The 12,306-nt window shown below is 68.4% G+C and carries 10 protein-coding genes; 3 read left to right on the top strand and 7 right to left on the bottom strand.

What is annotated here, in order from left to right; all coding sequences use genetic code 11:
• Positions 1-13: 13 nt before the first annotated feature.
• From NRB20_RS19470 to NRB20_RS19450, 5 genes are all read right to left on the bottom strand, one after another.
• Positions 14-787 carry a hypothetical protein gene (locus tag NRB20_RS19470; protein WP_153411592.1) on the bottom strand — a complete coding sequence of 258 codons (774 nt, stop codon included), beginning with the start codon at positions 785-787 and terminating at the stop codon, positions 14-16.
• Entirely contained in the window at positions 784-2,073 is a 1,290-nt protein-coding gene (locus tag NRB20_RS19465) for a hypothetical protein (RefSeq protein WP_153411591.1), read from the bottom strand. Before NRB20_RS19465 ends, NRB20_RS19470 begins: the two co-directional genes overlap by 4 nt.
• Positions 2,074-2,172: 99 nt before the next feature.
• Positions 2,173-3,084, bottom strand: coding sequence for a serine/threonine-protein kinase (locus NRB20_RS19460; RefSeq protein ID WP_153411590.1), 912 nt, complete (start codon positions 3,082-3,084; stop codon positions 2,173-2,175).
• 47 nt (positions 3,085-3,131) lie between these two features.
• Positions 3,132-3,968 (bottom strand): SAM-dependent methyltransferase, encoded by an 837-nt coding sequence (locus NRB20_RS19455; protein WP_153411589.1) that lies wholly within the window; start codon positions 3,966-3,968, stop codon positions 3,132-3,134.
• 47 nt (positions 3,969-4,015) lie between these two features.
• Positions 4,016-4,687 (bottom strand): TVP38/TMEM64 family protein, encoded by a 672-nt coding sequence (locus tag NRB20_RS19450; RefSeq protein ID WP_319945135.1) that lies wholly within the window; start codon positions 4,685-4,687, stop codon positions 4,016-4,018.
• A 223-nt stretch (positions 4,688-4,910) separates the two neighbouring features.
• On the opposite strand from NRB20_RS19450, the gene mutA reads away from it, so the two are divergent.
• The 3 genes from mutA (at position 4,911) to meaB (ending at position 10,312) form a co-directional block, all read left to right on the top strand.
• Positions 4,911-6,770 carry a methylmalonyl-CoA mutase small subunit gene (mutA, locus tag NRB20_RS19445; RefSeq protein ID WP_153411588.1) on the top strand — a complete coding sequence of 620 codons (1,860 nt, stop codon included), beginning with the start codon at positions 4,911-4,913 and terminating at the stop codon, positions 6,768-6,770.
• Between the two features lie 3 nt (positions 6,771-6,773).
• Positions 6,774-9,062, top strand: coding sequence for a methylmalonyl-CoA mutase (gene scpA, locus NRB20_RS19440; protein ID WP_153411587.1), 2,289 nt, complete (start codon positions 6,774-6,776; stop codon positions 9,060-9,062).
• A gap of 275 nt (positions 9,063-9,337) precedes the next feature.
• Positions 9,338-10,312 (top strand): methylmalonyl Co-A mutase-associated GTPase MeaB, encoded by a 975-nt coding sequence (gene meaB / locus NRB20_RS19435; protein ID WP_319945184.1) that lies wholly within the window; start codon positions 9,338-9,340, stop codon positions 10,310-10,312.
• Between the two features lie 41 nt (positions 10,313-10,353).
• On the opposite strand, the gene NRB20_RS19430 is transcribed toward meaB, so the two are convergent.
• Both NRB20_RS19430 and NRB20_RS19425 read right to left on the bottom strand, forming a co-directional pair.
• Entirely contained in the window at positions 10,354-11,250 is an 897-nt protein-coding gene (locus NRB20_RS19430) for an amidohydrolase family protein (RefSeq protein ID WP_153411586.1), read from the bottom strand.
• 23 nt (positions 11,251-11,273) lie between these two features.
• The gene (locus NRB20_RS19425) at positions 11,274-12,290 is read right to left on the bottom strand and encodes a nucleoside hydrolase (RefSeq protein WP_153411769.1); all 1,017 of its coding nucleotides are present in this window, start codon (positions 12,288-12,290) and stop codon (positions 11,274-11,276) included.
• Positions 12,291-12,306 lie beyond the last annotated feature (16 nt).

The raw sequence follows: 12,306 nt of genomic DNA, 5'->3' as shown, positions 1-12,306 counted from the left end.
TCTACTGGTGGTGCTACCGGGGTAGTCGATCATCCGGCACGAGGTGGGTGATCGCGAGATCACGCAGCGCTGTGCCGGGTTCGCTCGCGTGGATCGGACGCAGGGCCTTCGTCAACTCCACGAGGGTGAGGTGCTCGGCCGGATGGAGTTGCTCGGTGGGGTGGAAATCGACTGTAGCCGTTGCGGTTCCGGCCGTCGTGGTGGTGACCAGACGGTAACGCAGCGGGACGTCCCCGATGCCGTGGGTGCGGATCGAGCGGTACGCGACCCGTTCACCGAGAGTATGCACCGCGCCGGATTCCTCGGCGTGCACGATCGGCGTTTCAGTGCTCGCCTCGGCGAACGCGGCGTCCTCCAATACCCGCAGACCGGCGAAATAGAAGTCCGGTAATGCGCTGTCGGGCACCGTATTCCACGGATACAGACCCTCCTCGGGCAGGTCGATCTCCTCGACCAATTCGATCCGCGTGATCTCCCGCGCCGCGGCCGCGAGCGATCGCGTCAGCCGGGCCGCGACCGCCGACTGGAAACCTCCGGTGGCATGTAACGTCGCCGACCCGACCCGGCACGCCGCACGAATCTCCGCCAGCGGCAACGCCTCGAGCGGCAGCGCGGTCACGACATCGCGCCCCGCCCGCAGGTGGGCGGGAATCTCGTCGACATCGGCGGCGAGATGCACGACAACCGCGGCCGAAGACGCTTCCACGACAACAACATCCGAATGCGCGGCAACCCGCTCGGCGAGCGAACCCCCGCCCACCACCGCGACCGGAAGCGCGGAACTCATACTGTCTCCAGACGGAATCGAGGGCTCAGATCGGGCGTCGCCACACCGGGCGGCGCGGCACACAGCTCCGGGATGACATCGAGCATGGCCTTGACCGAGATATCGGTGACCGCGGACCAGTCACCCTCGGACGACTCGTCATCCAACTCGTTGCGCAGCTCGATCCGCGCCGGGCTGCCGTCCAGCGTGATCACATGTCCACCGGCCAGGCTGCGCGGATGATCCGGGCCGAGATGCGCATTGCCCGCACCGACGTGCCAGCATTCGGCATTGGTCATGAACAGCCGATCCCCGATGTACCCGCGATAACTCATATGGATGGCCCCTACCGAACCGGGCTCGATCACACTGCCGCCCGCCTCCACCCGCACCCGCGCCGGAATCGGGTAGACGTGCCGTTCCACCCGGACCTGATCCGCGTCCACCCCGAACAACGCATGCCCCACATTCGCGAGCACCGCGTCGAAATAGAAATGCTGCATCAACGCGATGGCGTGATCGGAATCGACTGCGCTCAAAGGCATTCCGAACCCGAGGCTGGCCAATCCGCCCCACATGCCGTCCGGCGCCGCCGACAGATCGCCGACTTCCAGGAACCGCACCTCACGCACCTCGTCCAGCAACCCGGCCACGCGCAACAGCAGTTGTTCGACCATGAGCCCCGGATGCAGGCCGGTGCCGTGCAGTGAGACCCCGCCGCGCAGGCAGGCCGCCTGGAGTCGCTCGCCCGAGGCCCGGCGCGGGATCGCTCGATCCACCAGTGGTCCGGCGAGTTTGTCCAGCGTCGGTCGGGCGAATCCGACCGGCGTCGAATCGACCACGCGCATAACGGCTTTCAGTGCGGCCAGCGCCTTGGGCAGCTGCGGTCCGAGGGCGTTACCGGTGACGCGCATCCGCGCCACCGTGCGCAGCACCTCCAGCGCAGACCGTGTTTCGGACAGCCAGGTCGGCATGGCCGGGTTGTGGTACGACGCCGCCGACACCACGTTCTTACCCGACTCCAGCAGCTCCAGCACATCGGTGTCCGCGCCCTGCACCAGCGCGGGCGTGGTGGGCGTATGCACCACGCAATCCGCTTCCAGCGCAAGGATTTCCGCCTTCGAGGTGGTCGCGGTGACGCCGACCGGCGGTAGTCCGGCCAGTTCGCCGATGTCGCGGCCGTGCTTGTGTGGGCTGAACACCTTGACCCCGACGACCTCGAAGCGGGGTGACTCCAGCGCTGTGCGCAACGCCCGCCCGCCCATATCGCCGGGGCCCCAGATGATCAGTCGATGCCGACGTGTCACAGAGGTCTCCTTGCCGTTCGCGATATGTGTAGCACGTCAGGCGATGAGATACATAGACTTCCAGTCTCTTATCCTCTCGCTGGGCTCCGGCGGCGAGACTCAGCAATCGGCCGGATCGATGTCACGCAGCGCGCGGGCGATCATCCGGATCGGCTCGGCGCAGGTGCCGTACCGCCGCGCCGGATCCTTCGCCAGACATTTGCGCAGAATCGAACCGACCGCGCCCGGAATCCACGGGCGACGCCGGGAGATGTCGGGCGGTTCGGCGGACATCTGCGCGTCGGCCAGCCGGACCCGGTTCATCACCGGGAACGGCGTCTGCCCGGTGAGCAATTCCGCGGCCGAACATGCCAGCGCGTACTGGTCGGTCGCCGGGAGAAGTGTTCCGCCGCACAGTAATTCCGGCGCGGCATAGGGGAGTGAGCCCACGATGAATCCCTCGGGCGTCAACTGCGGACCGGATCCGTCGATCCGGCGGGCGGTGCCGAAATCGGAGAGTTTCACCCGTGCCACGGTGTTCGGATCGGGCGCGAACGCACCGCCTTCCGACAACGCCCGCGATTCGGCCGCGGTCGCCGGTTCCAGTCTGCTCAGCAACATGTTCGGCGGTTTCACATCCAGATGCAGCACCCCTTGCACGTGCGCATAGTCCAGCGCGTGGGCGATCGCGGTGAGGATCGCCACGACCAGCGCGGGATCCGGATCGGCGCGCGGCGCCGGACCGTGTGCGGCGGTGCCGTCGATGTATTCGTGCGAGGACCACAGTCGGCCGTCGAATTCACCGTGCGCGAACATCTGCACGATATTGGGATGATGCAGTTTCACCGCGATCTCGAATTCGTGCACGAATCGCGTTCGCGCCGCGGCCGAACGACTCGCGGCGGAATTCATGATCTTCAGCGCGACCGGTCCCTGCCCGTCCTCGGCCAGATAAACCTCACTACTGCCGCCGAGGCCCAGGGGCGTCCGAATGACGAACCCCGCGAACCGGTCTCCCGCGCTGAACAACACCGGCACAGCTTAGAACCGCCGCTGTCCGATTTCCCGGTGAAGATCGCTCAGGGTTTGCGCCCCATTCCCGCCCAGGCCCAGGCCGGACCCACGTGCGGGTCGGTCTCGTGCGGGAGGTTCTCGCCGAGCGCCGGATGCCAGTCCTCCAGCGTGGCGACTCCCGGCGGCACGAGATCGGTTCCGGCGAACAGCTTTTCGACCTGGGAGCGGTTGCGCGGGACGAGGGTCAGGCCGGCCCGATCTGCGGCTTCGGCCGCCTGCGCGGCACCGGAGTTGTTGAAATCACCGGTGAAATGACTGATCGCCAGCGAACTGCCCGGCGGCAGACCGTCCAGCAGCCGCGCGACGATCTCGTGCAGGCCGTCCGCGTCGTGGAAGTACATCAGCACCGAGATCAACATGAGCGCGATCGGGCGGTCGGGATCCAGGGTTTCGGTGCAGCGCGGGTCGCGCAGGATCGACGCCGGATCGCGCAGATCGGCGTGGATGAAGGCGGTCCGGCCCTCGGGCGTGCCCCTCATCAGCGCGCGGGCGTGCGCCAGTACGAGCGGATCCTTGTCCACGTAGACGATGCGCGCGGCCGGATCGATCTCCTGCGCCACCTGATGGGTGTTGCGCGCGGTGGGCAGGCCGGTGCCGATGTCGAGGAATTGGGTGATGCCCAGTTCGGTGATCGCGTACCGCACAGTGCGTCCGAGGAAGACCCGGTTGGCCCGCGCCATGCTGCGGATGCCGGGAATGTGCGCGGCGATCTCGTCGCCGAGGGTGCGGTCGGCGGGATAGTTATCGATGCCGCCGAGCCAGTAGTCGTAGACGCGCGCCTCGTGCGCCACAGTGGTGTCGATCGTGGTCGGCAGGCGGCCGTCGATGTCGCCGTCCGGCATGCTGCCCCTCTCCGGATGTCCTGTTCGCGACGCCAGAGTATGCCCGGTCAGCGGCCGGATGTGTGGGGTTCGGCGAATTCATCGGCACCCCACCGCGCATCGACGACCAGCCCGATGACGCCGACGGCGATGCAGGCTCCCGACAGCGCGAGCAGCGCGGGATTCGTGCGACCGGTCAGCGCGTCGCCCAGTACCACCGTGCCGACGGTGCCCGGGAGGCTGCCGATCAGGGTGGCCAGCAGGTAGGGCGGCAACCGCACCGAGGAGAGTCCGGCGCAGTAGTTGACCACCGAGAACGGGACCGGTGCGATCAACCGGAGCGAGCCGACGGCCAGCCAGCCCCGCTTGGCCAACCGGCGATCGACGGCGTGCACGGCGGGATGCTTCAGTCGCGAGGCGACTTGATCACGGTCCAGCGCACGCACCAGAAGTAATGCCAGGACGGCGCTGAGCGTGGTCGCGCCGATCGCGATCCCCACCCCGAGCACCGGGCCGAACAGCAATCCGGCGCTGAGCGTGAACACCGTGCGCGGGAACGGCGCGACGCAGACGACCGCGTGTATGACGAAGAACACGATCGGGAACAGCGGCCCGACCGAATGCGCCCAGTCGCGGATCTGCTGCGGCGCGGGATGCGGCGCCAGCAGGGCCACCGCGACCAGCACGCCGCAGAGCGCCAGCAGCGCGATGACGCGCGGATTGCGGAGTCTGCTCAGCACCGAGCCAGGGTACCGGCCCGCCCGCCGGGGCAATCGAACGGCCGGTCGAACGACGGGCGAACTTCTGCTCGGCGGGTGACCGCGAGCCCCGCCGAAAACCCAGGTGGACCGCTGCGAACGAGGCACACAGCCGTGTGCGAAGGTGGTGCGAAGAGTTGGTTGCCGATCCCGGTGTCCGGTACAGGTAGAAGTGTCGGACTGGAGTGGAAGAGGTACAGCAGCGATGCCGATTGGTGCGGATCCCGGCGCGGAACCGGTTCCCGGTTATGCCGCGTGGCGCAAGGGTGTGGCCGGGGTGCTGGCCAAGACGCGCAAGGTCGAGGCCGCCGAACTCGGCGACGAGCCGGAGCGCCTGCTGGACGTGTCCACCTACGACGGGCTCACGATCGCCCCGCTCTACACTCGTCGCGACGAACTCCCCGAGCCGCCGCTGCCCGGTGAATTCCCCTTCGTCCGCGGTACCGACGCGACCCGCGACGTGCAGCGCGGCTGGCATGTGACCGCCCGTTTCGACGGTTCGGACGCCGCCGCGGTGAACGAGGAGATCCTCGCGGCGCTGGACAACGGCGTCAGTTCGGTGTGGCTGGGCGTCGGCGAACGCGGCGTTCCGGTCGCGGATCTGCCGGTGGCCCTGCGCGGTCTGCTGTTCGACCTCGCCCCGCTGGCCCTGGACGCGGGAGCCGATGCGAGCGCCGCGACCGCGCACTTGTTCTCGATCCTGGACGGCTATCAGGCCGCCGAGCCCGCCGACATCCGGGTCTCGCTGGGTGTGAGCCCGCTGACCAGCCAATTCAACGGCATCACGCACGCCGATCTGGATACCGCGGTGGCGCTCGCGCAGCAGGCCGTCGCGCGTCCCGAGACGATCCGGGCGCTGACCGTCTGCGGTGTCGCGGTGCACAATGCCGGAGCCTCCGACGCGCAGGAACTCGGTGCGGCGGTGGCCGCGGGCCTGGAGTACCTGCGCGCGCTCACCGGCGCGGGTGTGGGTGTGGCGGATGCGTTGGGCCAGTTGGTGTTCCGCTTCGCCGCCACCGACGACCAGTTCGGCACGATCGCGAAATTCCGTGCCGCGCGGCGGTTGTGGGCCCGCGTCGCCGAACAGCTCGGCGCGCCCGAGGCCGGTAACGCCCCGCAGTGGGCGGTCACCTCGGCCCCGATGATGACCCAGCGCGATCCGTGGGTGAACATGCTGCGCACCACGCTGGCCGCGTTCGGCGCGGGCGTCGGCGGCGCGGATCAGGTCACGGTGCTGCCTTTCGACTCCGCGCTGCCCGCCGGGGAACTCGATGTGTCCCAGGCGTTCTCGCAGCGCATGGCTCGTAATACCCAGTTGCTGCTGCTCGAGGAATCGCATCTGGGTCACGTGCAGGATCCGGGTGCCGGGTCCTGGTACGTGGAGAGCCTGACCGACGCGCTGGCCGCCAAGGCGTGGGAGTTCATGCAGGAGCTCGAGGCGGCGGGTGGCTTCCGGGCCGCGCTGGATTCGGGTCTGCTGGCCGAGCGGGTCGCGCAGACCCGTGCGCAGCGCGATCGCGACGTGGCACACCGCAAGACGTCGGTGACCGGCGTCAACGAATTCCCGAACCTGGCCGAGACCCCGCTGTCCGAGGCCGCCCGCGAACCCGCGAGCGTGGCCCGTTACGGCGCGGCGTTCGAGGCGTTGCGCAATCGCTCGGACGCGTACCTCGCCGCCCACGGCGAGCGCCCGAAGGCGGTGCTGATCCCGCTGGGACCGGTGGCCGAACACAACGTCCGCGTCACCTTCACCGCCAACGTGCTGGCCTCCGGCGGCATCGAGACGAACAGCCCAGGTGCGCTGGAACTGTCCGAGATCGGTACCGCCGCAACCGAATCCGGTGCGAAGGTCGCGGTCCTGTGCGGCACCGACGGCCGCTACGGCAGCGAGGCCGGCGCCGCGGTGACGCAGTTGCGTGCGGCGGGTGTGACCACCGTGCTGCTGGCCGGTCCGGAGAAGGCCGTCGCCGACCTGCCCGACGCGCAACGACCGGACGGATTCCTCACCGCCCGGATGGACGCGGTCGCGGCCCTGTCCGGCCTGCTGGAGAAGCTGGGAGCCTAGAGGATGAGTGAGAACGACGTGATCGGCAGTTTCGCCGAGGTGCCGCTGACCGGCGGCGAACCGGGTGCGGCGCAGGTCGGCGAGGAGCAGGTGCGCGAGTTCGTGCGCGCGTCCGCCGAGGCCAACCAGAGCACCCCCGAAGAGCTGGTGTGGGCCACGCCCGAGGGTATCGACGTGCCGCCGGTATTCACCCGCGCGGACCGGGATCGTGTTGTCGCGGAAGGGTATCCGCTGGACAGTGTGCCTGGCGTGGCCCCGTTCGTGCGTGGCCCGTACCCGACGATGTACGTGAACCAGCCGTGGACCATCCGCCAGTACGCGGGTTTCTCCACCGCCGCGGACTCCAACGCCTTCTACCGCCGCAACCTGCAAGCCGGTCAGAAGGGCCTGTCGGTCGCGTTCGACCTGGCCACGCACCGCGGCTACGACTCCGATCACCCGCGCGTGACCGGTGACGTCGGCATGGCCGGTGTGGCGATCGACTCCATCCTGGACATGCGGGAGCTGTTCGATTCCATTCCGCTGGACCAGGTTTCGGTGTCGATGACCATGAACGGCGCGGTGCTGCCGATCCTGGCGCTGTACGTCGTGGCCGCCGAGGAGCAGGGCGTCAAGCCCGAGCAGCTGGCCGGAACCATTCAGAACGACATTCTGAAGGAGTTCATGGTCCGCAACACCTACATCTATCCGCCCAAGCCCTCCATGCGGATCATCTCCGACATCTTCGCCTACACCAGCGCGAAGATGCCGAAGTTCAACTCCATCTCGATCTCCGGCTACCACATCCAGGAGGCCGGGGCCACAGCCGATTTGGAGCTGGCGTACACCCTCGCCGACGGCGTGGAGTACATCAAGGCCGGTATCGAGGCGGGTATGGAGGTCGACAAGTTCGCGCCGCGGCTGTCGTTCTTCTGGGCCATCGGCATGAACTTCTTCATGGAAGTCGCCAAGATGCGCGCGGGCCGGCTGCTGTGGAGCGAGCTGGTTGCGCAGTTCGAGCCGAAGAACACCAAATCCCTTGCGCTGCGTACACATTCGCAGACCTCGGGCTGGTCGTTGACCGCGCAGGACGTGTTCAACAACGTCGCGCGTACCTGCGTGGAGGCGATGGCCGCCACCCAGGGGCACACCCAGTCGCTGCACACCAACGCCCTGGACGAGGCCCTCGCGCTGCCGACGGACTTCTCCGCCCGCATCGCCCGCAACACCCAGCTGCTGATCCAGCAGGAGTCCAACACCACCCGGCCCGCCGACCCGTGGGGCGGCTCGTACTACGTCGAGTGGCTGACCCACCAGCTCGCCGAGCGGGCCCGCGCCCACATCGCCGAGGTGCAGGCGCACGGCGGTATGGCACAGGCGATTTCGGAGGGTATTCCGAAACTGCGCATCGAAGAGGCCGCCGCCCGCACGCAGGCGCGCATCGACACCGGCCAGCAGCCGGTGATCGGCGTCAACAAGTACCAGGTCACCGAGGACACCCCGATCGAGGTGCTCAAGGTCGAGAACTCCCGGGTGCGCGCCGAGCAGAACGAGAAGCTGCGTCGTCTGCGCGCCGAACGCGACTCGGGTGAGGTCGAGCGCGCGCTGGCCGAATTGACCAGGGCCGCATCGTGGGAGCGGAGCTTGCGGAGCGACCCAGTAGCCACAGCCGAAGGCGGGATGGACAACAACCTGCTGGCGCTGGCGATCGACGCGGCGCGCGCGAAGGCGACCGTCGGGGAGATCTCCGACGCGCTGGAGAAGGTCTACGGCCGTCACCAGGCCGAGATCCGCACGCTCTCGGGTGTCTACCGCGAGGAGGCCGGGAAGGTGACCAATATCAGCCAGGCCATGGCACTGGTGGAGGAGTTCGCCGCCGCCGAGGGCCGCCGTCCCCGCATCCTGGTCTGCAAGATGGGCCAGGACGGGCACGACCGCGGCCAGAAGGTGATCGCCACGGCCTTCGCCGATCTGGGCATGGACGTCGACGTGGGCCCGCTGTTCCAGACCCCCGAAGAGGTGGCGCAGCAGGCCGCGGACAACGACGTGCACGTCGTCGGCGTGTCCTCGCTCGCGGCCGGTCACCTCACGCTGGTGCCCGCCCTGCGGCAGGCGCTGGCCGATGTCGGGCGTCCCGACATCATGGTCGTGGTGGGCGGTGTCATCCCGCCCGGCGACTTCGACGAGCTGTACGCGGCGGGTGCGGCGGCGATCTTCGCGCCCGGCACCGTGATCGCCGACGCCGCGGTGGATCTGCTGCGCAAACTGGCTGCCGGACTCGGTCACGAGATCGGCACCGGCGCGGGCGAATGAACGAGCCCGTCGCGACCGGCAGCGGTGCGGAGTCCGTCGCATCGACCACGGATCGTCGTCGTTCCGCCGTGTCCGCCGAACCCGCCAACGGTGAGTCGCAGCCCTCGCCGGGTGCGCAGGTTCCCGGGTCCGGGAACGCCGAATCGACTGCGGCGCAACAGCAACGCCGCGAGGAGTGGGTTCCCACCGGACATCCGCGCCTGACCTCGACCTCCGGCGTCGGTGCGCTCGGAGCCGGTCCGGGCGCGGGATCGCCTGTCCCGCAACGTCGCACGATCGACGTCGATCAGCTGGCCGACGCGGTACGGCAGGGTCAGCGCAGCGGTCTGGCGCGTGCGATCACCCTGGTCGAGTCGACGCGGGCGGATCATCGCGAGCTGGCCCAGCAGTTGCTGTTGAAGGTCGGTTCGGAGGGGGCCGAGGGCTCCAATCGTGTGGGTATCACCGGTGTTCCGGGCGTAGGCAAGTCGACGTTCATCGACGCGCTGGGCATGTATCTGATCGGGCAGGGACATCGCGTCGCGGTGCTGGCAGTGGATCCGTCCTCCACCCGCACCGGCGGTTCCATCCTCGGTGACAAGACCCGCATGGCGCGGCTGTCGGTCGAGCGCGACGCGTTCATCCGGCCCTCGCCGACCGCGGGCACGCTGGGCGGGGTGGCCAAGGCGACCCGCGAGACGATCGTGCTGCTCGAGGCGGCCGGATACGACGTGGTGCTGGTGGAGACCGTCGGCGTCGGCCAGTCCGAGGTCACCGTCGCCAATATGGTCGACGTGTTCTGCTTCCTGACCCTCGCACGCACCGGAGATCAGTTGCAGGGCATCAAGAAAGGTGTCCTGGAACTCGCGGATCTGGTCGCGGTCAACAAGGCCGACGGCAGGCACGAACTCGAGGCCAAATCCGCCGCCCGCGAACTCCAGGGCGCGATGCGCCTGATCCACCCGCGCGATTCCCTGTGGCGGCCACCGGTTCTCACCATGAGCGGCCTGAACGGCACCGGCCTGGACACCTTCTGGGACACGGTGTTGAAGCATCGCGAAACCCTCACGGAGGCAGGCGAGTTCGCCGAGAAACGCCGCCGCCAGCAGATTGACTGGACCTGGACCATGGTCCACGACCAACTCCTGCGCCGCCTCGCCGACAGCCCGGCCGTGAAAGCCATCCGGACCGAGGTCGAGGACCGCGTCCGCGACGGCTCGCTCACCCCGGCCCTGGCCACCGAGGAGATCCTGCGCGCCTTCGACAGCTGAGATCCCTTCGGCGCGAAGGTGATCGGGACGTCCATCCAGGTCTAGCGCTCCGGAAGCGGCTCCAACTCGAATAAGCGGGCGGCATTCGCGTAACAGACATCGCGCAACCAGTCGTCGCCGAGTTCCAGGCGCTGCACGGCGTGCAGCGCGTGCGCGTACGGGTACGGGATGTTGGGGAAGTCGCTGCCGAACAGGATGCGGTCGCCGAGGTCGAGCAGGCGGGGGCGTTCGGCGGCGGGGAAGGCGTCCTGCGATTCGAAGAAGTCGGTGAAGTTCATCGTCGTATCGAGATGGACCAGGGGATGCTGCTCGGCGATGTCCAGGAACGCGGTGTAGTCGGGTGCGCCCATGTGGGCGATGATCAGGCGCAGGCGCGGAAAACGTTGCAGCAGTTCGACAATCGGTCCCGGACCGGTGAACCTGCCGGGAGCCGGACCCGAACCGCAGTGGATGAGCACCGGAACGCCGGTGTCGGACAGGACCTCCCACACCGGGGTGAGCAGCGGGTCGACGGGGGAGAAGTCGCCGACCTGGATGTGCACCTTGAAGATTCGCGCCCCGGCGTCGATCGCGGACCGCACGTACTCGCCCGCGCCCGGCTCCGGGAAGAAGGTCGCGGTGTACAGACAATCGGGGGTGCGGGCGGCGAAATCGGCCGACCACCCGTTGAGCCAGGCCGCCATCTGCGGTTTGTGCGGATAGACCAGCGCGGTGAACGCGCGAACACCGAAGTCCCGCAACGTCTTCAACCGGACCTGCTCGTCCTCGCGATAGGCGATCGGCCACGCCCGCCCGGTGAGCGGCCCGGCCGAATCGAAGTACGCCCACACCTTGCGCAGCACCGGCTCGGGCATGAAATGCGTATGCACGTCGATGATTCCGGGCAGCCCGAGTCGCTGCTGGAACTCGTGGACGTAGGCGTCGTCGTCTGCGTTCATACCGCGATCTCGCAATCCTCTTCTCAGGCCGGGTACACCGTGCGGGCGAAATCTCCCACCCGCTCGATCAGCCGGTCGAAGAAGACCGCCGGATCGGTGCCGACGACGATGTCCGCGTTGGGTTCCCGGCCCCACATCCCCGCCCAGTCGGCCACGGTGGCGCCCCGGGTGAGCGTGCCGCCCAACTCGACGTCGACCGTGGCCGCGCGGGTGCGGGCCAGCCCGGGATCCAGCGCGACCGCGGCGGCGAAGGGATCGTGCATGTGCGCGAGATAACCCTGGTCGTACTGCCGGTGGAATTCGAAGTAGAACCGCACCGCGTCGGTCAGGAACCGCACCACCGGATTGCTCGCCTTCGATCGCGTGCCGGGTGCGTCGTGTTCGGAAACCTCGTGTGCGGGAAGGCTTTCCGCGCGTTCGGCGAGCCGGGTGAGATGTTCGGGGAACATCTCGATGGTCTCGGTGATGTTCAGCCCGCACACCAGCGGCCGTCGGTCGGCGGGTGCGGCGCGGAACGCGGCGAACACCTCGTGCCAGGCTTCCGGATCGACGTGCACGTTCCACTCGTTGGTGGGCGTGGTGTTCCCCGGATGGTTGAACGCCCCGCCCATCACCACCAGCCGCCCGAGCAGTTCGGGCAGTCTCGGCTCGATCCGCAGCGCGAGCGCGAGATTGGTGAGCGGCCCGGTGCACAACCCGACGATCTCGCCGGGATGCGCGCGCACCAGATCCACCCACAGCTGTGCCGCGGACCGGTCCGAGAGCCGACGTGTCGGGGGCGGGAATTCGGCATAGCCGATGCCCTGCGGCCCGTGCGTGTCCTCGGTGGTGCGCAACGGGATCGCCAGGGGAGCCTCGGCGCCGAGCGCCACCTCGATCTCGGGCGCTCGGCACAGTTCCAGCAGGGCGAGGTTGTTCGCCGCCACCTGCGGGGTGGGGACGTTGCCGGCCGTCGAGGCGATGCCCACGAGTTCGGCCTCGGGGCTGGCCAGGATGTAGAGCAGTCCGAGGGAATCGTCGATGCCGGTGTCGACATCCATGATGATCTTCTGCCGC

This window comes from Nocardia macrotermitis (assembly GCF_009604405.1).
Classification (GTDB): domain Bacteria; phylum Actinomycetota; class Actinomycetes; order Mycobacteriales; family Mycobacteriaceae; genus Nocardia; species Nocardia macrotermitis.
The sequence above is the reverse complement of the archived record's forward strand: the minus strand, read 5'-3'. Positions and strand labels throughout refer to the sequence as shown.

Coding starts and splice junctions, on each gene's coding strand:
- mutA (WP_153411588.1), top strand. CDS start 4,911: ATGCCGATTGGTGCGGATCCCGGCGCGGAACCGGTTCCCGGTTATGCC.
- scpA (WP_153411587.1), top strand. CDS start 6,774: ATGAGTGAGAACGACGTGATCGGCAGTTTCGCCGAGGTGCCGCTGACC.
- NRB20_RS19455 (WP_153411589.1), bottom strand. CDS start 3,968: ATGCCGGACGGCGACATCGACGGCCGCCTGCCGACCACGATCGACACC.
- NRB20_RS19425 (WP_153411769.1), bottom strand. CDS start 12,290: ATGGATGTCGACACCGGCATCGACGATTCCCTCGGACTGCTCTACATC.
- NRB20_RS19470 (WP_153411592.1), bottom strand. CDS start 787: ATGAGTTCCGCGCTTCCGGTCGCGGTGGTGGGCGGGGGTTCGCTCGCC.
- NRB20_RS19430 (WP_153411586.1), bottom strand. CDS start 11,250: ATGAACGCAGACGACGACGCCTACGTCCACGAGTTCCAGCAGCGACTC.